Below are 24,747 nucleotides of genomic sequence, written 5' to 3'. Positions count from 1 at the left end.
GGGTGGATCGATATCCCAGACGACGGGATTCGCGCCTAGAGAACGAGGGCGAAACGGTGATCGTAGTTGCGGAAGATCACGATGACATCCGGTATGTGCTGAAACGCTCCCTGGAGCGGGCCGGGCACCGGGTCGTCGCGGCGACGGACGGGGCCGCCGCCCTGGCCGCGGTCAAGGAGCATCGGCCTGATCTGGTGGTCACCGATGTGGACATGCCGAACATGACGGGGCTGGATCTGTGCCGGGCCATCCGGGCCGACGACGATCTGCGGCACATCCCGGTGGTGGTGGCCAGCGGGTCACTGATTCCGGGAGACGGACAGGCCGAGGACGCGGGAGCCTCGGCGACATTGCTGAAACCGTTCCAGCCGGCGCAACTGCTGGCTCTGATCGCACGGCTGCTGCCACCCCGCGTCGTCACGGAGACGTAGGGCTGCGCAACGGGTTGGGCGAGGCGAGTCCGGGCAACCGGGTCGCCTCGATCAGCGCGGCCCGGTCCCGCATCGCCTGGGCCAGGGCGTCCCTGATGTCGGCGTCGGAGGATGCGGTGGCGTCCGAGTCGGCGGGGGCCGCGGCCGGGAGCGTGAACCAGAAACGCGTACCGCCGCCGGGTCCGCCGTTGTCCTCCACCCCGATCTCACCGCCCTGCCGTTCCACGATGCGGCGGCAGATCGTCAACCCCAGACCGGTTCCGGCGTACGCCGCGGCGGCCTCGGCCCGGTGGAAGGATTCGAAGACGTACGGTTTCTCGGCGTCCGGGATACCGATCCCGGAGTCGGTCACCTCGATCCGCACCCGGTCCCCGGCGGTCGTGGCGGTGACGGCGACCCGCGGGGTGGTGCCGGGCCGGACGTATTTCAGGGCGTTGCCGATCAGGTTGTCCAGGACGTGCCGCAGCATCGCCGGGTCGGTCTCGATCAGCGGCAGCTCCCCGATGCTCCACTCCGGCTCGGCCGCGTCCGGCCCGAGCGCCGCGATCCGGTCCTCGACGACGTCCCTGGTCAGCGGCGTCGGGTCGAGGGTGACGGTGCGCAGCGGGGCGTGCCGGGCGGTGGTGTAGGCGAGCAGCGTCTCGATCAGGGCGTCCATCCGGTCGACGGAGCGGATGATGCGCCGCAGCGCGTCGGGTGACGCCTCGACGTCGTCCAGGGCGAGATCGGCATATCCGCGTACGACCGAGAGGGGCGCCTTGAGGTCGTGGGCCACCACCCCGGCGAAGATCGAGAGGTCGGTCTCGTAGCGGCGGAGCTCGGTGATGTCCCGGCTGACGGCGACCGCCCCGTGCTCCCCGGCGCTCGGGTCCAGCGGCCGGGCGTCGATGCTGACCAGCACCCCGTCCGGCCGGCCGGCGTTGCGGACGAACACCTCGCACCCGTCGACGGCCTCCCCGGCGAGGGCCCGGATCAACGGCATCTCCTCGACCGGCAGCGGGGTGCGCCCGTCCGGCCGGTAGACGCCGTAGAGCTCCTGCCATTCGTCCGGGTTCCCGGGGTTCTCGGTGACACCGAGCAGTCGTTTGGCGGCCGGGTTCTCCAGCAGCACGTGCCCGGTGGAGTCGACGACGCTGACCCCGTCCCCGATGGTCGTCATGATCGCGCCGAGGAGTTCGGCCTGCCGGCGGCTCCCGGCCTCGGCCTCGCGCAGCCCGGCGGTGGCGGTGTCGACCTGTTCGCTGGCGCGGGCGTGCCGGGTGGCCAGCACCTGCACCAGCCACGCGGCCAGGCCGGTGAGGATCAGCCCGGCGACGACGGCGACGACCGGCAGGTACCAGCCGGCCCCGGCCAGCCGCCGGTAGTCGCCGCTGGTCTCCAGGATCCAGTCCCGGTCGGCGACCCGCAGCGGCCCGGCCTCGTGCAGGTCACCGCCCTTGTCGGCGTCCCAGGAGGCGACCACGTCACGGCCGCCGGAGGCGGACACCGAGACCAGTTGACCGGCGATCTGGTCCTGGCCGGCGTTGTCCAGGACGTCGCGCAGGAAGTCGCCGCCGCGCAGCCCGGAGACCACCCAGCCGCGGAACTCGGGGGTGTTCTCCTGGGTCCAGACCGGTGCGGCGAAGGCGAACGACTGCTGCTGCTCGGTGGTCGGCAGCTTCCGGTCGCGCATCAGCACGAACGCGTCGGACACGGTGGTCTGGCGGGTGTCGCGGGCGTTCTCCACGGCGGTGGTCACCGGCGGGAACGCGGCCAGGTCGGTGCCGGTGAGGGTGCTGTGCTCGTTCTGGTCGAGCACCCGGGTGTAGACGGCGAACCAGTGCTCGCCGACCGACGGGGCCGGGTGCAGGGTGAGACCGCTCGAACCCTTCTCGCGCCACCGCCGCTCGGCCTCGGACAGCTCGCCGGTGCGCACCGGGACGACGTAGGCGACCGGGGCGGCGCCGATCAGGGCGGCCTGGACCAGCGGGTCGGCCGCGGCGGAGAAGTCGTCGGCGGTCATGTCCGGGGCGTTGGCGATGCCGGCGGCCAGGGTGTCGATCATGCCGCGGTACCGCTCGGTCTCCAGCCGGATCGTCTCCAGGGCGGCCTCGTGCCGCTGGGTCATGATCCGTTCGGCGGTGCCGTGCTGGGCGTCGTAGAGGGCCACGGCGGACACCGCGGTCGCGACCAGGCCGATCAGGAGCACGGAGACGGAGAGCAGCGGGCCACCGGCCCGCCACACCCCGTTCTCCCGTTGCCCCACCATAGGGAGCGTAGGCCGCGAATCACTTCCAGGTGTCGTACCGGTACAAATCGTGTTTCACCATGATTTTGGTGACCTTGGCGACGTACTCCGGGTCGGTGGCGTAACCGGCCTTCCACACCGCGGCGATGAACTTGTCGGCGTCCTTGGTGAAGCTGAACGCGGGCGCGTACCGCTTGTTGTTGCGCAGGAAGTGCCCGTGGTCCTGGAAGGAACGCGCCATCGTGGCGTACGTCCGGAAGGCGTCCTCGGTCACGAAGCACCTGCCGGCCTTGTCGCACTCGTTCGTCGTGTAGACGTGGCAGCCGGTGGCGTGCGGGCCGTACGCGCCCCTCTGGCACTTGATGCCGAAGAAGTTCTTGTCGACCGAGGAGAGCCCGCTGCGCCCCCAGCCGGACTCCAGGATCGACTGGGCGATCGTCACCGAGGCCGGCACCCCGTACTGCCGCCAGCCCTGCTGCGCGCCGGGGACCGCGGCCTTGATGAACTGCTCGGGCGTCAGCACCGGAGCGGGAGCGGGTGCCGGCGGCGGGGTCACGGCCGGGCACGTCTTGATCGCACCGGCGGCGAGCACGTAGGCGTGCGCGACGTAACCGCCGTCGGCCAGGCGGTCCCACAGGCTGCTGGTCCGCACGGTGCCCTTGATCGGGGTGCCGGGGACCGAGCACTCCAGCTTCACGGCGCCGCCGTTGGCGATCTTCCGGAGACCCTGGGTCTGCGCGGAGGGGCCGCTGCGCACGTTCACCGCGCCGTCGCTGGTGCGGACCTTCCCGCTGACGTACGCCGGGCCGGCCGCCTGTGCCACGCCGGGCGATCCGATCGTCCCGGCCCCGGCGGCGAGCGCCAGCAGTACGCCGGTGAGCAGTCGTCGGGTGGTGTGCCCCATGTATGCAGGTCCCCTCGTATCGGCGCCGGCACAGGTGCGCCGGCGTCGAGTACGAAGATCCGTGTCCCGTGGTGCGGGGCGAGAGCGCGAACGGGTGCGGAACCGTTGCCGACGTCACGCTTCAAATTCGCGGCGAATGGGAAAGCGCGTTGCACACCGCACGCCCAGGAGGCCTCATGACAGCCGTCGCGTCCCGTCCGGGACCGGCCCCATCGCCCGTGAAGACACAGGTCAGCACGTGGCACACGATCAGCCCGCTGGTGGTGGCGCTCTTCGCCGCGGCCGCCGCGTACGCGGTACACCGGCTGTTCATAGGCACGTCCCTGGGACAGACCATCGACACAGCCGCACTGCAGGGCGGCGACATCGACCATCCCCGGGTCAGCGAGGTCCTCGGCCGCACCCTGAACGGCACCCGGCTCGTGGTGCTCGCCGGGGTCTGTCTGCTGGCCGCCGCGTTCGGGGCGCTGCGCCGCCGGATGGACCTGGCGCTGGCCGCCGGTTTCCTGGTGGTGGCCGCGAACGTGGCCACCCAGCAGCTCAAGGCCGGCCTGGAACGGCCGCTGCTGGACGGTGTCCCGATGCCGAACTCGTGGCCCAGCGGTCACGCCACGGCGGCCGCCTCCGCCGCGTTCGTGCTGGTGCTGGTCTTCCCCCGGGCGATGCGCGGCATGGTCGGCCTGGCCGGCGCCGGTTACGTCGCGATCGTCTCGGTGGCCACCGTGTGGGCCGAGTGGCACCGCCCGAGCGATGCCATCGCCGCCCTGTTCATCGTGCTGGCCTGCGGATCACTGGCGCTGTTCGGTGTCCGGCTGGCGCGCCGGGGTGGCCCGAGCCGCTCCCTGCAACTGCCGAACCGCCTGGTCATGATCTGCCTGGGCATCGCCGCCGCGCTGTCCGTGGCGGGCGCGGTGTTCGGGATGGCGTCGGTGGCGGTCTCCGAGCGGGCCCTGCCCGAGCTGGTCTCGGACCGGTTCGCCTTCCTGACCGGCACCGCCGGGATCCTGGCCGCGACCGCCGTCACCTTCATCGTCTGGGTCCGCCTGACGGCGGCCGAGCCCGCCCCCGCGCCCCCGGCTCCCGCACCCGCCCGGACCCGGCCGGCCGTGCCCGCCAGGTCCTCCACCAAGTCTTCCGTCAAGACCTCCGCCAAGCCCGCTACGAAGCCCTCCGCCGAACAAGGAGCCAAGTCATGACGACCCCCACCGAGAACCGGCCCGAGCCGGACACCAAGTCGACCGTCTCGCTGAGCCCCGCTCCCCCGGTTCCGCCCGGCCCCGCCGGAACCGTTCCCGTCCTGCCCGCACAGACCACCGGCACCGGCACGGCGGCGACCGGCCCGACCGTGGTGGTCGGCACCTACCCCGACTACGCCCTGGCCCAGCAGGCGGTGGACCACCTGTCGGACAACAAGTTCCCGGTGGAGCGCACCACTATCGTCGGCACCGACCTGCGCCTGGTGGAGAACGTGCTGGGCCGCCTGACAGTGGGCCGGGCCGCCGGCGCCGGCGCCGCCAGTGGCGCCTGGTTCGGTCTGCTGATCGGCCTGTTCTTCGGCATCTTCAGTGACTCCAGCTGGATCTCGATCCTGTTGACCACCGTGGTGATCGGCGCGATCTGGGGCGCCATCTTCGGAGCCATCGCCCACGCCGCGACCGGTGGCCGCCGGGACTTCACCTCCCGCAGCTCCATCCAGGCCGCGTCCTACGAGGTGCACGCCGACGCCGAGGTCGCGGACGAGGCCCGCACCCTGCTGATCAGCCTGAACTGGCAGGCGAGCGGAGCGCAGTAGGCACCCCGCCGCACCGCAGTGGCCGGGCCGAAGCCGTCGAGGCTTCGGCCCGGCCACTGTGTAGGGATCGAACCGGTGACCACCGCATCCGGCCCGGAACCCGCGGGGACACCGCGACCGGCCGCCCACCCGGCGCGACAGCCACGAGACGCGCCGGTGCTTCCGGGTTCCCCACTCCCGTACCGGAGGAAGAGGGGTTCAGATCGTGGTGTCCAGCTGGTGGCGGAGCTTGGTCAGGGCCTTGGTGAGCAGCCGGGACACGTGCATCTGGGAGATGCCGATCTGGTCGGCGATCTGGGACTGGGTCAGGTTGCCGTAGTAGCGCAGCGTCAGGATCTTCTGCTCCCGGTCGTCGAGGGTGGCCAGGGCCGGGCCCAGGGCGACGCGCGTCTCGGCGATCTCGAACTCGTGGTCCTCGCCGCCCAGGGTGTCGCCGAGTTCGGTGGTGCCGTCGGCGCTGATCGGTGTGGACAGCGACGTCGCGTTGTAGGCCCGGGCGCCCTCCAGGCCCTCCAGCACGTCCTCCTCGGTGATGCCCAGGTGGACGGCGATGTCCGGGACGGTCGGCGAGCGGCCCAGGGTCTGTGTGAGGGTGCTGTTGGCCTCGGTGATGGCCAGCCGCAGCTCCTGGAGGCGGCGCGGCACCCGGACCGACCAGGTGCGGTCCCGGAAGTGGCGTTTGATCTCGCCGATGATCGTGGGGATGGCGTAGCCGGCGAAGTCGACACCGCGGTCCGGGTCGAACTTGTCGACGGCTTTGATGAGGCCGACGGTGGCGGTCTGGATCAGGTCGTCGGTGGGTTCGCCGCGACCGGAGTACCGGTGGGCGAGGTGGCGGGCGAGAGGCAGCCAGGCCTCGATCGCCCGGGCGCGCAGCCGGGCCCGTTTCGGGCCGGCCGGGGCGTTGTGCAACTCGGTGAGCAGTTCGGAGGCGCTGGTCCCGGGCACCGTGTGTACGGGCTGCCGTGGCGCCATGAGCAGGGTCATGAGTGGTCCTCCATCAGCGGGCAGAGAGCCGTGCCCGCACGCGGCGACCGTTCTGAAGTGCAACGTTAACCAAATAGCCTAGACGCCGTAGACCGAAAGTATGAGTCACTTGACGTGAAGCCGTCAGTTACGCAGCGAATTCACTCCCAGGGGGCAGCGGTTGGGACGGGCACCCACGTGGTAAACACCATCCGCGGAAACAACGGCAGAACGGAAGACGCATGACCATCCTCGGCATCGACATCGGCGGCTCCGGCGTGAAGGGGGCCCTGGTCGACCAGGCGCGTGGTGAGCTGATCGGCGAGCGCTTCCGGGTGCCGACCCCGCAGCCCGCCGACGTGGCCAGCGTGGTGGAGGCGGTCGCCGAGGTCGCCGCCCAGTTCGACGGGTTCGACAGCGTCGGCGTGACGTTCCCCGGCGTGGTGGTCGACGGCGTGACCCGCACCGCCGCGAACGTGGACAAGTCGTGGCTGGAGGCGCCGGCCGCGCGCCTGTTCTCCGAACGGCTGGGCAAGCCGGTGACGGTGCTGAACGACGCGGACGCGGCCGGGGTCGCCGAGGTGGCGTTCGGTGGCGGCCGGGACCAGTCCGGCCTGATCATGATGCTGACCTTCGGGACCGGGATCGGCAGCGCCCTGTTCCTGGACGGGGTGCTGATCCCGAACACCGAGTTCGGCCACCTGGAGCTGGACGGGGTGGACGCCGAGTCGCGGGCCGCCGACCGGGCCCGGGAGTCGGAGGATCTGAGCTGGGAGCGGTGGGCGGTCCGGGTGGAGCGCTACCTGCGTCACGTGGAGATGCTGTTGTCGCCGCGGCTGTTCGTCATCGGCGGCGGTGTCAGCAAGAAGTCGGAGAAGTTCTTCCCGCTGCTGGACATCAAGACCCCGATCGTTCCGGCCACGCTGCTGAACAACGCGGGCATCATCGGAGCGGCGATCGCGGCGGCACAGGCCGCCGAGGGCCCGGGCGGCCAGGATCCGGGCGCGATCGCCGTCGACACCACGGAGGTGCACTGATGGCTCGCACGGTCGCGACCAACAACAAGGTCGAGCGCGCGGAACTCCTCGAGTTCCTGCGCCCGCGGCACCACGCGATCCTGCTGACCACGAAGAAGGACGGCCGGCCGCAGTCGTCACCGAACACGTGCGGCGTGGACACCGAGGGCCGCATCGTCATCTCCAGTTACCCGGAGCGGGCGAAGGTGGCGAACATCCGCCGCGACCCCCGGGTCACGCTGACGATCCTGTCCGACGAGTGGAACGGCCCGTGGGTGCAGGTCGACGGGGTGGCCGAGGTGATCGACCTGCCGGAGGCGGTGGAGCCGCTGGTCGAGTACTTCCGGGTGATCTCCGGTGAGCACTCGGACTGGGACGAGTACCGGCAGGCCATGACCGACCAGGGCAAGTGCCTGATCCGGGTGACGATCGAGTCCTGGGGCCCGATCGCCACCGGCGGTTTCCCGGCGCGCCTAGCTTAGGAGTTCGAGACGCTTCGCGGCGGCCTTCACCAGGCCCCGCACCTCGGCCGGTGACGCGGTGCCCGACTCGTAACCGATGGTTTCGAGCATGGTGACCGCGTCGCCGTCCCGGACGGCGGCGATCCACGTGACGCGACGGCCGCCCGCGACGCTGCCGTCGTCGTTGTAGGCGGCGGTCGATCGTTCCACCAACAGGGCATCGTCGCTGTTTTCGACGAGCCGGAACTTCGCGGCGCGAGCGCCGAAACGACCCAGCGGACATTTCCGTACGGCGGTGCGCAGCTCGGTGATGAACTGTGCGGCGCCACCGGCGCGGTAGACGGTGACGGTGTTGTGCACGGTGTCGGTGGGGATGTAGTCGGTGCTCAGCCGGGCCGACCGGTACTGGAGTTCGATCGACGCCCGCGACCGCACCAGCCGGTCGCTGGGGAAGTCCGCGTCACAGACGGCCGGGGCCCGGTACGCAGCGGCGACCGGTGGGCCGACGTGACCGTCCGCCTGGGTGAGCAGGGTGCCGGGCGGAACCGGACCGGCCAGGACGAGAGCCAACAGAGCGGTCTTCATGCCGCAGGAGTATCAGCGCCCGGACACGCCCGGCGGGACCGATTGTCCGATGTCACAGAAAAAAGGAGGCCGCGGGAACAGCAGGAGGACTCGCCGTTCCCACGGCCTCCGGAACCCCTCCCGATCCGGCGGGACCGTCTGCACCCGCGTGCGCGGACGGTCCCCTCCGGGAGGGGGTAGCCGATTTCAGGCCGCCAGGGGGGTGCGGTCCTGCTCGGCGTCCAGGAGGTAGAGCAGCTGGTCGCGGTGCATCGAGGCGATCGGGTCGAGCAGGTCGGGGTGGCGCAGCAGCGAGGCGGCGTCACGGTCACGGGCGTCCGGCTGCAGCAGGCGGCGGAACTCGTTGGGCAGGCCACCGCGGCGACCGTGCGGGCGGGGACGCTGGTCCGGGACCGGCATCGCGGCGATGACCGCGTCGACGCCGCGCCGGGCCAGCAGCGGGTCGGCGAGCAGGCACGCGGCCCAGGAGACGACGACCTCGTCGACCCAGGTGCGCCAGCCCTCGCCGTCGGCGAACTCGTCCTCGGGCTCGCTGCCGGCCCGCCAGTCCAGGATCGCGGAGCCGCCGGGGCCGGCGATCGCGACCAGCGCCGCGTCGACCTCGGTGGGGTAGCGCAGCCAGGCGGCGACCGTGATCGCCTGCCGGGCCTGGAGCTCGGCGAGGGTGTGGGAGACCGTGTTGGCCTCGCCGCCCGGGTAGGCACGCGCCAGCCAGTGGGTGCTGGCGGCGATCACCGGGGACAGGGCGCTGGACGGTCCGGCCACAGTTCATCTCCTCCGTTGTGCGCTCGCCGTCGGCTTGCGTCGAGGGATGTTTCGGTGCCCCGGGACCGGGTTTGAGCGATGGTCCCCGATGGCAACCCAGGGCAACCGACGCGCTCCCGACCGTGTTTTAAAGGTGAACGCCTGTTGCGAACAGGTGAAATCATCGCGATCCGCGGTGGCACCCGGCCGCGTCTGGATGCGGTGCGGGGGTCCGGCTCCGGTAGGTTGGGACGCATCGGCGGTCGGCCGTTTCAAATTTCCCGCTGCGGAGAAGTCTTAGGGACACCGCGCGCTGGTTTTCCCGGTCGCCGAGTCCTCCCGCACCCCTCTGACTACGGTGGAGATCATGACCGGTCGCTTCCCCATCGAAGACGTGACACCGGCTGTTTCCGGTGGCCGCTACCCCGCGAAAGCGGTCGTCGGCGAACTGGTTCCCGTCTCGGCGGTGTCCTATCGCGAAGGTCATCACGCGCTCGGCGTGAACGTGGTATGGCGCGGCCCCGACGGCGGCACCCAGGCTTTCACGCGGATGACCCCCGGTGAGCCGGGCCTCGACAAATGGCACGCCGCGATCCGCCCGGACGAGGTGGGCCGGTGGACGTTCACGGTGGAGGCGTTCGACGATCCGTACCGGACGTGGCGCGACGCCGTGGTGAAGAAGATCGGCGCCGGGCAGGGCGCCGAGGATCTGGCGAACGATCTGGCCGAGGGCGCCGAGACGCTCGACCTGGCCACCAAGATCGTCCCGGCGGACCAGGAGGAGCGGGTCCGGGAGGCCGCGGCCGCGCTGCGCGACACCGAGAAGTCGCTGTTCGCCCGGGTCACCCCGGCGCTGGACCTGGAGGAGCTGCTCTGGCACAACCCGGTGCGGCACCTGGTCACCACGACCCGCTCGTTCGCGCTCTGGGTGGACCGCAAGCGCGCGCTGTACTCGTCCTGGTACGAGTTCTTCCCGCGCTCGGAGGGCGCCGAGATCGGCCCGGACGCCACGCCGATCAGGCACGGTGACTTCCGGACCGCGGCGAAGCGGCTGCCGGCCGTGGCGGCGATGGGCTTCAACGTCGTCTACCTGCCACCGATCCACCCGATCGGCAAGATCAACCGCAAGGGCCGCAACAACACCCTGGTCGCGCGGCCGGAGGACGTCGGCTCGCCGTGGGCGATCGGCTCCGACGAGGGCGGTCACGACGCGATCCACCCGCAGCTGGGCACCCTCGAGGACTTCGTGGCGTTCCGGGAGAAGGCCGAGGAGCTGGGCATGGAGGTCGCGCTGGACCTCGCGCTGCAGGCCGCTCCGGACCACCCGTGGGTCAAGCAGTTCCCGCAGTTCTTCACCACCAAGGCGGACGGCACCATCGCGTACGCCGAGAACCCGCCCAAGAAGTACCAGGACATCTACCCGATCAACTGGGACAACGACTACCGCACGCTGCGCGACGAGGTCTACCGCGTGGTGATGCACTGGGTGGAGAACGGGGTCCGGATCTTCCGGGTGGACAACCCGCACACCAAGGCCGTCAACTTCTGGCAGTGGCTGATCCCGAAGGTCAAGGAGACCCATCCGGACGTGCTGTTCCTGGCCGAGGCGTTCACCCGCCCGGCGATGATGAACGGGCTCGGCAAGATCGGTTTCACCCAGTCGTACACGTACTTCACCTGGCGCACCTCGGCCGCCGAGATGAAGGAGTACATGGGGCAGCTGCTCGCCTCGGTCGACTGGATGCGGCCCAACTTCTGGCCGAACACCCCGGACATCCTGCACGAGTCGCTGCAGAACGGCGGCCCGCCGATGTTCAAGATCCGGGCGGTGCTGGCGTCGATGCTCACCCCGTCCTGGGGCCTCTACTCCGGGTACGAGCTGTTCGAGCACGTGCCGCGCCCGGGCGCCGAGGAATACATCGACAACGAGAAGTTCGAGCTGAAGCCCCGGGACTGGGCGGCGGCGGAGAAGGCCGGCCGCTCGCTGGCCCCGTTCCTGACCAAGCTGAACCGGGTCCGTGACGAGAACCCGGCCCTGCACTGGCTGCGCAACCTGCGGTTCCACGAGATCGACAACGGCTCGCTGCTCTGCTTCTCCAAGCGCGATCCGGAGACCGGGAACACGGTTCTGGTGATCTGCTCGTTCGATTCCAGCAACGTGCAGTGGGGCAACACCACTCTGGACATGCCGGCTCTCGGCCTGGACTGGCACGAGCGCTTCACCGTGGTCGACCAGATCACCGGGGCGTCGTATGAGTGGGGGCAGTACAACGCGGTGCGGATCGATCCATTCGTGGAACCGGCGCACGTGTTCGTCGTACAGGCACGGTAGCAACAAGGGGAGAAACACGATGGAGCTGTCGACGTCCGAACACGATCCGGCTGAGGGAAGCCACACCGAGGACGGGGTGGTCGAGCATCCGACCTCCGAGGACTTCGGGCACGCCCGGACCCTTCCCGCCGACCGGACCTGGTTCCAGCGGGCCGTCTTCTACGAGGTGCTGGTCAGAGCCTTCTACGACTCGGGTTCGGACGGCGGCGGTGACCTGCGCGGCCTGATAGAACGGCTCGACTACCTGCAATGGCTGGGTGTCGACTGCCTGTGGCTGCCGCCGTTCTACGACTCGCCGCTGCGCGACGGCGGCTACGACATCCGCGACTTCTACAAGGTGCTGCCCGAGTTCGGCACGGTCGAGGACTTCGTGGCCCTGCTGGACGCGGCGCACAAGCGCGGCATCCGGGTGATCACCGACCTGGTCATGAACCACACGTCGGACTCGCACCCGTGGTTCCAGGCGTCCCGGCACGACCCGGAGGGCCCGTACGGCGACTTCTACGTCTGGAACGACACCAGCGAGAAGTACCAGGACGCGCGGATCATCTTCGTCGACACCGAGGAGTCGAACTGGACGTTCGACCCGGTGCGGCGGCAGTTCTACTGGCACCGGTTCTTCTCGCACCAGCCGGATCTCAACTACGAGAACCCGAAGGTGCAGGAGGCGATGCTGGACGTGCTGCGGTTCTGGCTCGACCTGGGCATCGACGGGTTCCGGCTGGACGCGGTGCCGTACCTCTTCGAGGAGGAGGGCACCAACTGCGAGAACCTCCCGCAGACGCACGCGTTCCTCAAGCACTGCCGCAAGGTGATCGACGACGAGTTCCCCGGCCGGGTGCTGCTGGCCGAGGCGAACCAGTGGCCGGCCGACGTGGTGGAGTACTTCGGTGACGCCCGCTCCGGCGGCGACGAGTGCCACATGGCGTTCCACTTCCCGCTGATGCCACGGATCTTCATGGCCGTACGGCGGGAGTCGCGTTTCCCGATCTCGGAGATCCTGGCCCAGACGCCACCGATCCCGGAGAACACCCAGTGGGGCATCTTCCTGCGCAACCACGACGAGCTGACGCTCGAGATGGTGACCGACGAAGAGCGCGACTACATGTACTCGGAGTACGCCAAGGACCCGCGGATGAAGGCGAACGTCGGCATCCGCCGCCGGCTCGCCCCGCTGCTGGAGAACGACCGCAACCAGATCGAGCTGTTCACCGCCCTGCTGCTGTCGCTGCCCGGTTCGCCGGTGCTCTACTACGGCGACGAGATCGGGATGGGCGACAACATCTGGCTCGGTGACCGCGACGGGGTGCGCACCCCGATGCAGTGGACCCCGGACCGCAACGCCGGTTTCTCCACGGCCACGCCCGGGCGGCTCTACCTGCCGGTCAACCAGGACCCGGTGTACGGCTACCAGGCGGTCAACGTGGAGGCCCAGCGCGACAGCGCCACCTCGTTGCTGAACTGGACCCGGACCATGCTCGCGGTCCGGCGGCGGCACGAGGCGTTCGCCACCGGCACGTTCCGGGAACTGGGCGGCTCCAACCCGTCGGTGCTCGCCTTCCTGCGCGAGATCGGCGACGACGTGGTGCTCTGCGTGAACAACCTGTCGCGCTTCCCGCAGCCGATCGAGCTGAATCTGCAGCACTGGAACGGGTACACCCCGGTGGAGTTGACCGGGCACGTGAACTTCCCCCGGATCGGGCAGCTGCCGTACCTTCTGACCCTTCCGGGGCACGGTTTCTACTGGTTCCAACTGTGCGGGTCCGAGGAGAAGCAATGACGCTGCCGTACGCCGAGTGGTTACCGAAACAGCGCTGGTACGCCGGGCGCAGCCGGGTCCTGTCCTCGGTCAAACAGGCGTCCGCGACCCCGCTGGGCGAGGACCTGGAGCTGGTCCTCGTCGACGTGGAGTACACCGACGGCAGTTCCGAGCGCTACCAGATCGTGGTGGGCTGGGGTGACGGCCCGATGGCCGAGTACAGCGCGGTGGCCACCATCGGCACCACCGACGACGGCCGGACCGGCTACGACGCGGTCTACGACCCGGCGGCGGCCCGCTACCTGCTGACCCTCTTCGACCGCTCCGAGCTGACCGGTGACATCGCGTTCGAGAAGGAACCGGACGTCACGCTGCCGCTGGAGGCCTGGCCGCGGGTGTTCGACGCGGAGCAGTCCAACACCAGTGTGATCTTCGACGAGGCCGCGATCTTCAAGATGTTCCGGCGGGTGACCAGCGGCATCAACCCGGACATCGAACTGAACCGGGTGCTCGGCCGGGCCGGGAACCCGCACGTGGCCCGGCTGTTCGGGTCGTACCGGGCGGCCGACGACTTCTCCCTGGGCATGGTCACCGAATACGCGGTGAACTCGGCCGAGGGCTGGGCGATGGCCACCGCCTCGGCCCGGGACCTGTTCGCCGACGCCGCCTACGGCGCGGACGAGGTGGGCGGCGACTTCCAGGGCGAGTCGTACCGGCTCGGCGAGGCGGTCGCGTCGGTGCACCTGACGCTGGCCGAGCAACTCGGCGGCGGCCCGGCGCCGTTCCCGCTGGACGCGGTGCTGGCCCGGTTGCGGACCGCCGCCAACGCGGTGCCCGAGCTGCAGCAGTACGTCCCGGCGATCACCGAACGGTTCACCGCCCTCACCGGCGAGCAGGTCGACGTCCAGCGCATCCACGGCGACCTGCACCTGGGCCAGGTGCTGCGCACCCCGGAGAGCTGGCTGCTGATCGACTTCGAGGGTGAGCCCGGCCAGCCGCTGGACGAGCGCCGGCTGCCCGACTCACCCCTGCGGGACATCGCCGGAGTGCTGCGGTCCTACGAGTACGCCGCCTACCAACTGCTCGTCGACTCCGACGACGACGAGCACCTGGCGGCGCGCGCCCGGGAATGGGTGGACCGCAACCAGGCGGCGTTCTGCGACGGATACACCAGCGCGGCCGGCACCGACCCGCGGGACCGCGGTGCGCTGCTGGCCGCGTACGAGCTGGACAAGGCGGTCTACGAGGCCGCCTATGAAGCCCGACATCGGCCCGGCTGGCTGCGGATCCCCCTGCGGTCCATCGCCAGGCTCGTCGGATGAACCCCGGAGGGCACCGCAAAACCATGATCGGTCAGACCACCGCCCCACTCGCCGCCGACAAACGCCTGATGGACGGTGTGATCGCCGGGGACACCCACGATCCGCACGCCGTCCTCGGCGCCCACCCGCACGACGGGCGCACCGTCATCCGGACCCTGCGCAAGGACGCCACCGAGGTGACCGTCGAGCACGACGGTGAGCGTCACCCGATGACGAAGGTGCACGACGCCGGCATCTTCGCCGCCGAACTGCCCGGCACCGTGCTCGACTACCGGCTCGACGTCGACGGGACGACCCACGACGACCCGTACCGGCACACCCCCACACTCGGTGAGCTCGACCTGCACCTGATCGGCGAGGGCCGGCACGAGAAGCTGTGGCGGGTGCTCGGCGCCCGTCCGCACGGCACCGGCGTCGCGTTCGCGGTGTGGGCGCCCGGCGCGCGCGGCGTGCAGGTGGTCGGTGACTTCGCCGGCTGGGGGCCGCACGACGGCTGGCCGATGCGGTCGCTGGGCTCCAGCGGCGTGTGGGAGCTGTACATCCCGGCCGCGCACGTCGGCACCCGGTACAAGTTCAAGATCCTCGGCCGGGACGGTACGTGGCGCGAGCACGCCGACCCCCTCGCGCAGCACACCGAGGTGCCGCCGGCCACCGCGTCGGTGGTGTTCCAGTCCGAGTACGAGTGGGCCGACGAGCAGTGGATGCGCGAGCGGGCCGCCAAGTCGTGGCATCAGGAGCCGATCAGCGCGTACGAGGTGCACCTGGGCTCGTGGCGGCCCGGCCTGTCGTACGTCGAGCTGGCCGAGCAGCTGGTCGACTACGTCGTCGAGACCGGCTTCACGCACGTCGAGCTGATGCCGGTGATGGAGCACCCGTTCGGCGGGTCGTGGGGTTACCAGGTCACCGGCTACTACGCGCCGACGTCCCGGTTCGGCACCCCCGACGAGTTCCGGTACCTGGTCGACAAGCTGCACCAGGCCGGCATCGGCGTGATCCTGGACTGGGTGCCCGCACACTTCCCGAAGGACGAGTGGGGCCTGGCCCGATTCGACGGCAGCCCGCTCTACGAGCACGGCGACTGGCGGCGTGGCGAACACCCCGACTGGGGCACGTACGTCTTCGACTTCGGCCGCCGTGAGGTCCGCAACTTCCTGGTCGCCAACGCGCTGTACTGGTGCGAGGAGTTCCACGCCGACGGTCTGCGGGTGGACGCGGTCGCGTCGATGCTGTACCTGGACTACTCGCGCAAGGACGGCGAGTGGACCCCGAACCAGTACGGCGGCCGGGAGAACCTGGACGCGATCAGCTTCCTGCAGGAGATGAACGCGACCGTCTACAAGAACCACCCCGGCGTGATGACGATCGCCGAGGAGTCCACCGCGTGGCCCGGCGTCACCCGCCCCACCCACCTCGGCGGTCTCGGGTTCGGCTTCAAATGGAACATGGGCTGGATGAACGACACCCTGTCGTACATGGAGCACGAGCCCGTCCACCGGCAGTGGCACCACCACCAGATGACCTTCGCGACGGTCTACGCGTGGAGCGAGAACTACACGCTGCCGATCAGCCACGACGAGGTCGTCCACGGCAAGGGCTCGCTGACCGGCAAGATGCCCGGCGACCTGTGGCAGAAACTCGCCAACACCCGGGCGCTGCTCGGCTTCATGTGGGCGTTCACCGGCAAGCAGCTGCTGTTCATGGGCGCCGAGATGGGCGACCTGCGGGAGTGGAGCGAGGAACGCGGCCTGGACTGGGACCTGCTGAGGGATCCGCAGTTCGGTGGTGTCAAGGGCCTGGTCGGTGACCTGAACCGGGTCTACCGGGACACCCCGGCGCTGTGGACGCAGGACACCACGCCGTCCGGGTTCCGGTGGATCACCAGCGAGGACTCGCAGCACAACACGTTCTCGTTCGTCCGGTTCGCCCCGAACGGCGACGCGCTGGCCTGCGTGGTCAACTTCGCCGCCGTCCCGCACGAGGGCTACCGGATCGGTCTGCCCCGGGCCGGCCGCTGGGACGAGGTGGTCAACACCGACAGCGAGCTGTACGGCGGCTCCGGCGTCGGCAACCTCGGCGGTGTCGAGGCCGAGCACCTGCCCTGGCACGGTTTCGACGCCTCGGTGTCGCTGCGGATCCCCCCGCTCGGCACGGTCTGGCTGCGCTACACCGCGTCCTGATCGCTATCGGTCTGCTGGTCGCCATTCGGTGGCCAGCAGACCGTACAGCAGGTCGTCGGTCCACTCCCCCTTGATGAAGGTCTGCTGCCGCAGCAGCCCCTCCCGCTGGAACCCGAGCCGCTCCATCAGCCCCGCCGACCGCACGTTCCGGGCGTCACACTCCCCGGTCACCTTGTGCAGGCCCTGTTTGAGGAGGAGCCGGTCCAGCACGGCGGTCACGGCCTCAAAGGCGAAACCCTTGCGCTGGTACGCCGGGTCGAAGGTGAACCCGATCTCCCCCTGTTTCAGGTTGTCGTGGATCCGCACCCCCACGTCCCCGATGAGGCGCTGGTCAGCCGTGTGCTCGACGGCGTATTGAAACCACCCCGCCGCCGTCGGCGACCCTTCGGCATAGGCCTTGACGGCGCCGTCCGCCTTCTCCACCGGATAAGGCACCGCCCAAGGTTGATACCGAGCCACCTCAGGAATCGATCGATAGGCCGCCAGCATCGGCGCGTCCGACGCCCGGAACCGCCGCAGAATCAATCGCTCGGTAGTCATCAGCACGCGCTGAGAATAGGCGCTCCCCCGTTCGGACGACGACAGCTCCCCACCGCCTTCGGAGTAGGCGAAGGTGTCGTCATGGATTTCATCATCGATGTCCCCGATGACGTCGCCGCCTACCTTCAGCGTCACGGGGACCCGTCCGCCGCCGTGGTGGAAGCCGTCGAGCGCCTCCTCGGCGAACAGCGGGCCGACGACGATCCGATTCCACGCGACACCGAAGCGTGAACCGCGGCCGGGGGCCGACGTGGCCGGGGGTTGGAGGCGCCCGTTCCGGTTCGTCGCCGGTCAGGCCCACGGGAGCACACGATGACTCATCGTCTGCTCACGCCGGGCCGATGACACCAATGCGCGCGCATACGGGCCGGACCGTGACGCCCGGCCGGACGTGGAGCCGGGCGGGCGCACACGTTCGCTGATCGTGGGCGCTGATCGGGGCCGGTCAGGCGGCCACCGCCGGACCGGGCTCCCGGCGAGGGCCGGTCAGGCGTCGACGATGTCGGAGACGATGACCGTCACGTTGTCGGGGGCTCCGTTTTCGAGGGTTCGGTTGACCAGGGCCGCGGCGCACTCCTTGCGGTCGGCGACCTCGCGCAGGGTCTGGGCGATCACGGTGTCCTCGACGTAGTCGGAGAGGCCGTCGCTGCACTGCAGGAAACGGTCGCCGACGCGAGCCGGGATGGTGCGGCCGGCCGGGCGGTACGGCCCGCCCTGGACGGCCTGGGTCACCAGGGCGCGCTGCGGGTGGCGGCGGGCGTCGTCGCGGGTCAGGACGCCCTGGTCGACGAGCGCCTGCACATACGTGTCGTCCCGGGTGAGCTGCTGGAACTCGCCGTCGCGGAGCAGATAGCAGCGGGAGTCGCCGACGTTCAGCACGGCCAGGCGATCACCGGACAGCAGCAGGGCCGTCACCGTGGTGCCCATGCCGTCGCGGGCGTCGTCCTCGGCCACCGACGCCTCGATCCGCTGGTTCGCCGTCTCCAGGGCGGAGATCAGGTCCTGCAGGGGCTCGCCGTTGTCGGGCGCGGTGTCGACGGAGCTGAGGGTCTGCACGACCATGTCGCTCGCCAGCTCACCGGCGGGGAGCCCGCCCATGCCGTCCGCCACCACGAAGAGTCGATTACCGACGAAGACCGCGTCTTCGTTGTTGGACCGGACCAGGCCCTGATCAGTGGCGGCGACCGCCCGGACAGCAAGCGTCATGCTGCAAGAGTGCCAAAGGCCAATTCCGTTGTCTCTAGTACCTCCTACCAAGTGTCGCGGCTTCCGTTTGATACCCCGGACGGCCACACACCCCCGGTAGCCGGATGATCGCGCAGGTCACAGCTCAGCCGGCCCCTCCGAAGGGCCGATCTTCGAGCCTTTCCCCGCCGTACGGCAGCAAAAAAGGTCGTTGATCCGGACCGGGAAGCCACAGTGACATTCGCGACATCGGGGTACGGACGGGCCGCCCTGGGCGGTTCATGAGCGATCCGGGCATCCCCCGCGAGAGGGACGCCGCGACGTGCGGTTCATGATCGCGGGCGGGTGACAGTCCGGGGCGGCGCGACAAGCCGGGGCGGCGTCGGTGACAATCGTCGACGTGACGACAGCTATCCATCAGCGCATCGCCTCGGAGCTCGGGGTACGGGAAGGGCAGGTCACCGCCACGGTCGAGCTGCTCGACGGTGGGGCGACGGTGCCGTTCATCGCCCGATACCGGAAGGAGGTGACCGGCACACTCGACGACGCCCAGCTGCGCACCCTCGAGGAGCGGCTGGGTTATCTGCGGGAGCTGGAGGACCGCCGCGCCGCGGTGCTGGAGTCGATCCGCTCCCAGGGCAAGCTCGACGACGCGCTCGAGCGGCAGATCCTCGAGGCCGACACCAAGGCCCGCCTGGAGGACATCTACCTGCCGTACAAGCCGAAGCGCCGCACCAAGGCGATGATCGCCCGCGAGGCCGGTCTGGAGCCGCTCGCCGATGGCCTGCTCAGCGACCCGACCGTGGACCCTAAGGCGGCCGCCGCCGCGTTCGTCGACGCCGACAAGGGTGTCGCCGACCCGCAGGCCGCCCTGGACGGGGCCCGCGCCATCCTGATCGAACGGTTCGCCGAGGACGCCGACCTGATCGGTGAGCTGCGCGAGCAGATGTGGACCCGGGGCCGCCTGGTGGCGAAGGTCCGTGACGGCAAGCAGACCGACGGCGCCAAGTTCTCCGACTACTTCGACTTCGCCGAGCCGTACGGCAAGCTCCCTTCGCACCGCATCCTGGCGATGCTGCGCGGCGAGAAGGAGGACGTCCTCGACCTCACCATGGAACCGCACCCGGAGGAGGACGAGGGCTACTTCGAGGGCCGCATCGCCGGGCGCAACGGGGTCACCGACCACGGCCGCCCGGCCGACAAGTGGCTGGTCGACACGGTCCGTTGGGCCTGGCGCACCCGGGTCCTGATCCACCTCGGCGCCGACCTGCGGGTGCGGCTGCGCGAGGCGGCCGAGGACGAGGCGGTGCGGGTCTTCGCGGCGAACCTGCGGGACCTGCTGCTGGCCGCCCCGGCCGGCACCCGCGCCACGATGGGCCTGGACCCGGGTTTCCGTACCGGTGTGAAGGTCGCCGTGGTCGACGCGACCGGCAAGTGCGTCGACACCGCCGTGATCTACCCGCACGTGCCGCAGAACAAGTGGGACGAGTCGATCCACAAGCTGGCCGCGCTGGCGTCGAAGCACAACGTCGAGCTGATCGCGATCGGCAACGGCACCGCCTCGCGGGAGACCGACAAGCTGGCCACCGAGCTGATCAAGCGGCACCCGGACGCCAAGCTGACCAAGGTGGTCGTCTCCGAGGCGGGCGCGTCGGTCTACTCGGCGTCGGCGTACGCGTCGCAGGAACTGCCCGGCATGGACGTCTCGCTGCGCGGCGCGGTGTCGATCGCCCGGCGCCTGCAGGACCCGCTCGCCGAGCTGGTGAAGATCGACCCGAAGTCGATCGGTGTCGGCCAGTACCAGCACGACCTGTCCGAGGTGAAGCTGGCCCGCTCGCTGGACGCGGTGGTCGAGGACTGTGTGAACGGCGTCGGCGTGGACATCAACACCGCCTCCGCGCCGCTGCTGACCCGGGTCTCCGGCATCACCGCCGGCCTGGCTGAGAACATCGTGCTGCACCGGGACGAGAACGGTCCGTTCAAGAGCCGTACCGAGATCAAGAAGGTGGCCCGGCTCGGGCCGAAGGCGTTCGAGCAGTGCGCGGGCTTCCTGCGGATCCGCGACGGCGAGGACCCCCTGGACTTCTCCAGCGTGCACCCGGAGTCGTACCCGCTGGTCCGCACGATCGCCGCGGACGCCGGCTCGGACGTGTCGACGCTGATCGGCAACAGCCCGCTGCTCAAGGGCATCCGCCCGGACAAGTTCGTCACCGAGGCGGTCGGCCTGCCGACCATCACCGACATCCTGAAGGAGCTGGAGAAGCCGGGCCGTGACCCGCGGCCGGCGTTCACCACCGCCACCTTCGCCGAGGGCGTCGAGAAGATCGCCGACCTGCAGCCCGGCATGGTGCTGGAGGGCCAGGTCACCAACGTGGCCGCGTTCGGCGCGTTCGTCGACATCGGCGTGCACCAGGACGGCCTGGTGCACGTGTCGGCGCTGTCCGACAAGTTCGTCCAGGACCCGCGCGAGGTGGTCAAGTCCGGCGACGTGGTGAAGGTCCGCGTCCTGGAGGTCGACCCGGTCCGCAAGCGGATCTCGCTGACCATGCGGCTCAGCGACGAGGCGCCCAAGGGCCGCCCGCCGCGCGACGACCGCGGCCAGGGCGCTCAGCGCGGCCAGGGCGGCGGCGGAGGCCAGCGGGGTGGGCAGGGTGACCGCCGGGGCGGCCAGGGCGGCCAGCGTGGCGGTCAGCCCCGCCAGGGCGGCGGCCAGCGCGGCGGCGGCGCCCCGGGCAGCATCGGCAACAACGCGATGGCCGACGCGCTGCGCCGGGCCGGCCTCGCCAAGGACTGAAAGCGGGCGGTCAGCCGGGGCCCCGGAGGCTCCGGCTGACCGCGCGGGTCACAACTTCCAGATGTCGAGGTCGCTGAAGGCGACCTCGTACGGCCCGGGCGCCGGATCGCGCTCGTTGTAGATGCCGAGCACCACCCGGCCGACCGTGATGCCGGCCTCGTCGAGCGGCGCCTCGCCGACCGGGACGCCGTCCCGGAGGATCTGCACCACGTCACCCTTGGCCACGAGCGCGATCCGGGTGGCCACGGCGATCTCGATCGGGCCGCTGGTCAGGGGGAACGTCCGCTTGACCGTGACATCCCGGGACCGGTGCACCCCCAGGTACAGGTTCCGCTCGCAGACCCGGAGCTGATAGCCGGTGTTGCCCTCGTTGCGGAACCAGACGGTCGCGCAGCTGTCCGGCGTGTTCAGCCGCACCGTCACGTCGATCCGCAGATCGGCGGGGAGCTGGTCGGACGGGCCCTTGCACTTGAAGGTGCCCTCGGTGGCCCGCCGGGCGACCAGCCCCTGGGCGGCGTCGAAGTGGCACTCCCCCTCGCCGGCCTGGTCGCTGGGTTTCCAGTACTCCTGCTGCCGCAGCGCGTCCTTGATCCACGGCGCGACCGCGGGCACCGACGGCGCGACGATCAGGGTCGGGTCGGCGGCCTGCTCGGACTGTCCGTCCCGGTCGCGGACCGACAGCGCCAGCATCACCGCGCCGGCGATGATCGCCAGGATCAGGAAACCGACCGCGGCGGGCAGCGCCCAGCGCCGGGCCGGTTCCGGGGGCGGCGGGCCGGGCAGCGGCAGCGGGCCACCGGGCGGCGCCGAGATCGGCACCGTGACGATCGAGTTCTCGTCGTAGCCGACCAGGCCGGGCGGGATGCTCAGGGTCGGCACGGCGGTGGTGCCGGCGGTCGGCGGGCCGGTGACCCCGGTGACGGCCTGCGCCTCGACCGCGGCCGCGCGCAGGTCGGGCTGGTCGGCGAAGGCGGCGGCGGTCGCGGACGGCCGGCCGGACCCGGACACCAGCAGATCGAGCAGCTCCCGGGAACTGGGCCGGTTCTCCGGCTCCTTCTCCAGGGCGTGCCCGACCAGGTCGCGCAGCGGTCCACTGAGGCCGTCCAGCCGGGGCGGCTGGGTCAGGATGCGGGCCGCCAGGGCGGGCGGCGAGTCGGCGTGGAACGGGGTCTGGCCGGTCCCCGCGTACGCCACCACGGTGCCCCAGGCGAACACGTCGGCGGCCGGGGTGATCGGGGTGTCCTCCTCGGACCCGAACCGCTCGGGCGCCATGTACGCCACCGTGCCGACCATCTGGTCGGTGCGGGTGTTGGCGCTGGTCGCCTCCATGGCCCGGGCGATCCCGAAGTCGATCACCTTGGGGCTGCCCGGCGCCAGCAGCACGTTGCGCGGTTTCAGGTCGCGGTGGATCACCCCGGCGCCGTGGATCGCGGTCAGCGCGGTGGCCACCCCGATCGCCACGCCGTGCAGGTTGGCGCTGGTCAGCGGGCCGCGCTGCTCGACCACCTCGGCCAGGGTGGGGCCGTCCACGAACTCCACCACGAGGTAGGGCTGCTCGTGGTCGGGGTCGGCGTCCAGCACCTCGGCGGTGCAGAACGGCGGGACCTGCCGGGCCCGGTTGACCTCGCTGCGGAACCGGCGGCGGAACTCGTCGTCGTGGGCCAGATCGGCGCGCACCACCTTGACCGCGACCAGCACCCCACCGGCGGTGCGCCCGAGGAAGACCGTGCCCATCCCGCCCTCGCCCAGGCGGCCGACCAGCTCGTAGTCGCCGAGGGCACGAGGATCCCGTGGGCGCAGCGGTTGCGTCCGCTCACCCGGCAGTGTGCCGTCGCCCATTCCCGTCCCCCCGAAGCGTGCCGCTCGCACTTTATAGGGCGCTGTCTCTACCCGGGCAGGCGGTCTCATGGAGATCCCCGAGTCGGAGATCGGGGGGAGACCCGATGCGCAAGCACCCGTCCGGAGGACACCATGGAGTCATCAGTTCACACCTAGTGAAGGCAGGGATCACCGAATGAACGCCGTGCACGACTCTCTCGCTCGCCAGGGCCTGGTCCGCCCTCTGCAGGGCCGGATGATCGCCGGCGTCTGCGCCGGCCTGGGCCGCCGGTTCGGCCTCGACCCGTGGATCGCACGACTGCTGTTCGTGCTGATCCTCTTCCTCATCCCGGGCAGCCAGATCCTGGTCTACCCGATCCTCTGGTTCCTGATGCCGAACGAGAAGAACGCCTACTGAGGAACCACGCGCGGGCCGGGCGCGTCCTACCGGCCATGAAGCCTCCAGTCGCAGCGGCCACCCTCGCGGTGGCCGCTGTTCTGCTGTCCGCCTGCGCCTCTTCTTCAGCGCCCTCGACTTCCGCGCCCTCGCCGGGGGAGGCCGTCGAGACCAGCTTCTTCGAGGCGGTCCGGCCCGGCCCGGCGATGGATCTCAAGGCGCCGCCCGCCAGTCTGAAAGCCGCCTACGCCGAGACCACCGCGGTGATCGAGGCCGACGTCACCGGAGTCCGGACGGGTCGTGAGATCGGTGGCATGAGCAGCGTGATCGTGACGCTCGCCCCGGTCCGGGTGCTGCGCGGGGAGCTGCGGCCGGCACTGCCGGTCGGGGTCGAGTTCGGCCCGCACTTCGAACCGGCGGCGGTGGAGCGGATCGCCGCGGAGATGAACGCGTCACCGGCCGGCCGGGGTGTCTGGCTGCTGCGCTGGCAGGGTGAGCCGCCGCCGGCCCGCAAGCCGGGTACCCCCAAGATCGACACCACTGCTGACGTACGCCTGTACCGCACCGTCCACCCGCAGTGCGGCGTCTTCGTCCAGGGCGCCGGCCACGTGGACGCGGCCACCGCGCGCGACGACGGCGAGAGGACCGGCGCCCGGGTCGAGGGCGAGCGTTTCGCCACCCTCGCCGAGCTGGCCGATCACGCCGTGATGGCCTGAACCCGCTGGGTCAGCTGGAGGTCGTCCAGGTACCCCTTGTAGGTCTCCTTGCCGTTCTCGTCCAGGAACACATACCAGCTCTGCTGCACGATCCCGAACCGTTTCCACAGCTTGCCGGGCGCGTCGTTCAGGTGCGGCACGCCCTGCAGCTCGAAGTCGGCGACGAACCGCTTCATCTCGGCGTTCTTGCCCATCCCGGCGATGCCGAGGATCTGCAGACGGTCGCCGTACTCGTCCTTGAGGTCGCCGATCGACTGGGCCTCACTGGCACAGGTGGCGCACCAGGGCGCCCAGAACCAGAGGATCGCCGGTTTGCCGGCCAGACTCGCGGCGTCGAACTTCGCCCCCTCCAGGGTGGTCCCGCTGAAGGTGAGGTTCTTCGGCACGGTCTTCTGCACCGGGGCTGCGCTCGCGGAGGCGGTGCTCCCGGAGGCGGCGACGGCCGGGGACGTGCCGGCCGCCGCCACCTCCGGAGGCGAGGAAGACGCGACAGGTGTGGTGCCACAGGCTGCGGCCGCGAGGGCGGTCGTCAGTGCCATCAGGGCCAGCTTTGGTACGCGTACCGAGTCGCGTTTCCTCAT

At 70.5% G+C, this 24,747-nt stretch carries 22 protein-coding genes; 13 read left to right on the top strand and 9 right to left on the bottom strand.

The genetic code is table 11. The annotated features are described in order from the left end of the window. Positions 1–56 precede the first annotated feature (56 nt). A complete protein-coding gene (locus Aco03nite_RS02405) occupies positions 57–431 on the top strand; it encodes a response regulator (protein ID WP_203792899.1) in 375 nt (124 codons plus the stop codon). Here the strand turns inward: Aco03nite_RS02405 and Aco03nite_RS02400 are convergent. Both Aco03nite_RS02400 and gsmA read right to left on the bottom strand, forming a co-directional pair. Next, complete coding sequence (locus tag Aco03nite_RS02400) at positions 418–2,676, bottom strand: ATP-binding protein (protein WP_203792898.1); 2,259 nt, start codon at positions 2,674–2,676, stop codon at positions 418–420. The genes Aco03nite_RS02405 and Aco03nite_RS02400 overlap by 14 nt on opposite strands. Before the next feature lie 22 nt (positions 2,677–2,698). Continuing rightward, positions 2,699–3,562 (bottom strand): sporangiospore maturation cell wall hydrolase GsmA, encoded by an 864-nt coding sequence (gene gsmA, locus Aco03nite_RS02395; RefSeq protein ID WP_203792897.1) that lies wholly within the window; start codon positions 3,560–3,562, stop codon positions 2,699–2,701. 218 nt (positions 3,563–3,780) lie between these two features. Here gsmA and Aco03nite_RS02390 point away from each other — a divergent pair, with 218 nt between their 5' ends. Together Aco03nite_RS02390 and Aco03nite_RS02385 are read left to right on the top strand one after the other, a co-directional pair. Further along, positions 3,781–4,758: a phosphatase PAP2 family protein gene (locus Aco03nite_RS02390; protein WP_239144851.1), complete on the top strand. Its 978-nt coding sequence runs from the start codon at positions 3,781–3,783 to the stop codon at positions 4,756–4,758. After that, the gene (locus Aco03nite_RS02385) at positions 4,755–5,354 is read left to right on the top strand and encodes a YflT domain-containing protein (protein WP_239144850.1); all 600 of its coding nucleotides are present in this window, start codon (positions 4,755–4,757) and stop codon (positions 5,352–5,354) included. Before Aco03nite_RS02390 ends, Aco03nite_RS02385 begins: the two co-directional genes overlap by 4 nt. A gap of 198 nt (positions 5,355–5,552) precedes the next feature. Here Aco03nite_RS02385 and Aco03nite_RS02380 read toward each other — a convergent pair whose 3' ends face one another. Next, positions 5,553–6,341 (bottom strand): RNA polymerase sigma factor SigF, encoded by a 789-nt coding sequence (locus Aco03nite_RS02380; protein WP_203792895.1) that lies wholly within the window; start codon positions 6,339–6,341, stop codon positions 5,553–5,555. A gap of 221 nt (positions 6,342–6,562) precedes the next feature. On the opposite strand from Aco03nite_RS02380, the gene ppgK reads away from it, so the two are divergent. Beyond that, positions 6,563–7,357, top strand: a complete 795-nt coding sequence (gene ppgK / locus Aco03nite_RS02375; protein WP_203792894.1) for a polyphosphate--glucose phosphotransferase — start codon at positions 6,563–6,565, stop codon at positions 7,355–7,357. Beyond that, positions 7,357–7,818, top strand: a complete 462-nt coding sequence (locus tag Aco03nite_RS02370; RefSeq protein ID WP_203792893.1) for a PPOX class F420-dependent oxidoreductase — start codon at positions 7,357–7,359, stop codon at positions 7,816–7,818. Before ppgK ends, Aco03nite_RS02370 begins: the two co-directional genes overlap by 1 nt. On the opposite strand, the gene Aco03nite_RS02365 is transcribed toward Aco03nite_RS02370, so the two are convergent. Then, positions 7,810–8,382 carry a hypothetical protein gene (locus tag Aco03nite_RS02365; RefSeq protein ID WP_203792892.1) on the bottom strand — a complete coding sequence of 191 codons (573 nt, stop codon included), beginning with the start codon at positions 8,380–8,382 and terminating at the stop codon, positions 7,810–7,812. The genes Aco03nite_RS02370 and Aco03nite_RS02365 overlap by 9 nt on opposite strands. 186 nt (positions 8,383–8,568) lie before the next feature. Continuing rightward, positions 8,569–9,147, bottom strand: coding sequence for a hypothetical protein (locus Aco03nite_RS02360; RefSeq protein ID WP_203792891.1), 579 nt, complete (start codon positions 9,145–9,147; stop codon positions 8,569–8,571). 346 nt (positions 9,148–9,493) lie between these two features. Between Aco03nite_RS02360 and Aco03nite_RS02355 the strand changes: the two genes are divergently transcribed. The 4 genes from Aco03nite_RS02355 (at position 9,494) to glgB (ending at position 16,716) form a co-directional block, all read left to right on the top strand. Further along, positions 9,494–11,458: an alpha-1,4-glucan--maltose-1-phosphate maltosyltransferase gene (locus tag Aco03nite_RS02355; RefSeq protein WP_203792890.1), complete on the top strand. Its 1,965-nt coding sequence runs from the start codon at positions 9,494–9,496 to the stop codon at positions 11,456–11,458. 19 nt (positions 11,459–11,477) lie between these two features. Next, positions 11,478–13,238: a maltose alpha-D-glucosyltransferase gene (gene treS / locus Aco03nite_RS02350; protein WP_203792889.1), complete on the top strand. Its 1,761-nt coding sequence runs from the start codon at positions 11,478–11,480 to the stop codon at positions 13,236–13,238. Next, positions 13,235–14,539, top strand: coding sequence for a maltokinase N-terminal cap-like domain-containing protein (locus Aco03nite_RS02345; protein ID WP_203792888.1), 1,305 nt, complete (start codon positions 13,235–13,237; stop codon positions 14,537–14,539). Before treS ends, Aco03nite_RS02345 begins: the two co-directional genes overlap by 4 nt. Before the next feature lie 68 nt (positions 14,540–14,607). Next, complete coding sequence (glgB, locus tag Aco03nite_RS02340; RefSeq protein ID WP_203792929.1) at positions 14,608–16,716, top strand: 1,4-alpha-glucan branching protein GlgB; 2,109 nt, start codon at positions 14,608–14,610, stop codon at positions 16,714–16,716. A gap of 3 nt (positions 16,717–16,719) precedes the next feature. Here glgB and Aco03nite_RS02335 read toward each other — a convergent pair whose 3' ends face one another. Then, positions 16,720–17,256 carry a GNAT family N-acetyltransferase gene (locus tag Aco03nite_RS02335; protein WP_275415804.1) on the bottom strand — a complete coding sequence of 179 codons (537 nt, stop codon included), beginning with the start codon at positions 17,254–17,256 and terminating at the stop codon, positions 16,720–16,722. A gap of 81 nt (positions 17,257–17,337) precedes the next feature. Between Aco03nite_RS02335 and Aco03nite_RS02330 the strand changes: the two genes are divergently transcribed. Further along, a complete protein-coding gene (locus Aco03nite_RS02330) occupies positions 17,338–17,487 on the top strand; it encodes a hypothetical protein (protein WP_203792931.1) in 150 nt (49 codons plus the stop codon). A gap of 255 nt (positions 17,488–17,742) precedes the next feature. Here the strand turns inward: Aco03nite_RS02330 and Aco03nite_RS02325 are convergent, their stop codons facing one another. Then, positions 17,743–18,462: a PP2C family protein-serine/threonine phosphatase gene (locus tag Aco03nite_RS02325; protein WP_203792887.1), complete on the bottom strand. Its 720-nt coding sequence runs from the start codon at positions 18,460–18,462 to the stop codon at positions 17,743–17,745. A 379-nt stretch (positions 18,463–18,841) separates the two neighbouring features. Here Aco03nite_RS02325 and Aco03nite_RS02320 point away from each other — a divergent pair, with 379 nt between their 5' ends. Then, positions 18,842–21,235, top strand: a complete 2,394-nt coding sequence (locus tag Aco03nite_RS02320) for a Tex family protein (protein WP_203792886.1) — start codon at positions 18,842–18,844, stop codon at positions 21,233–21,235. A 48-nt stretch (positions 21,236–21,283) separates the two neighbouring features. Here Aco03nite_RS02320 and Aco03nite_RS02315 read toward each other — a convergent pair whose 3' ends face one another. Continuing rightward, positions 21,284–23,074 (bottom strand): serine/threonine protein kinase, encoded by a 1,791-nt coding sequence (locus Aco03nite_RS02315; protein WP_203792885.1) that lies wholly within the window; start codon positions 23,072–23,074, stop codon positions 21,284–21,286. A gap of 175 nt (positions 23,075–23,249) precedes the next feature. Between Aco03nite_RS02315 and Aco03nite_RS02310 the strand changes: the two genes are divergently transcribed. Both Aco03nite_RS02310 and Aco03nite_RS02305 read left to right on the top strand, forming a co-directional pair. Further along, a complete protein-coding gene (locus Aco03nite_RS02310) occupies positions 23,250–23,471 on the top strand; it encodes a PspC domain-containing protein (protein ID WP_203792884.1) in 222 nt (73 codons plus the stop codon). Between the two features lie 35 nt (positions 23,472–23,506). Continuing rightward, positions 23,507–24,166, top strand: coding sequence for a hypothetical protein (locus tag Aco03nite_RS02305; protein WP_203792883.1), 660 nt, complete (start codon positions 23,507–23,509; stop codon positions 24,164–24,166). Here the strand turns inward: Aco03nite_RS02305 and Aco03nite_RS02300 are convergent. Continuing rightward, on the bottom strand, positions 24,148–24,747 hold the full coding sequence (locus tag Aco03nite_RS02300; RefSeq protein WP_239144848.1) for a redoxin domain-containing protein: 600 nt from the start codon (positions 24,745–24,747) through the stop codon (positions 24,148–24,150). The genes Aco03nite_RS02305 and Aco03nite_RS02300 overlap by 19 nt on opposite strands.

This window comes from Actinoplanes couchii (assembly GCF_016862075.1).
Lineage (GTDB): Bacteria > Actinomycetota > Actinomycetes > Mycobacteriales > Micromonosporaceae > Actinoplanes > Actinoplanes couchii.
The sequence above is the reverse complement of the archived record's forward strand: the minus strand, read 5'-3'. Positions and strand labels throughout refer to the sequence as shown.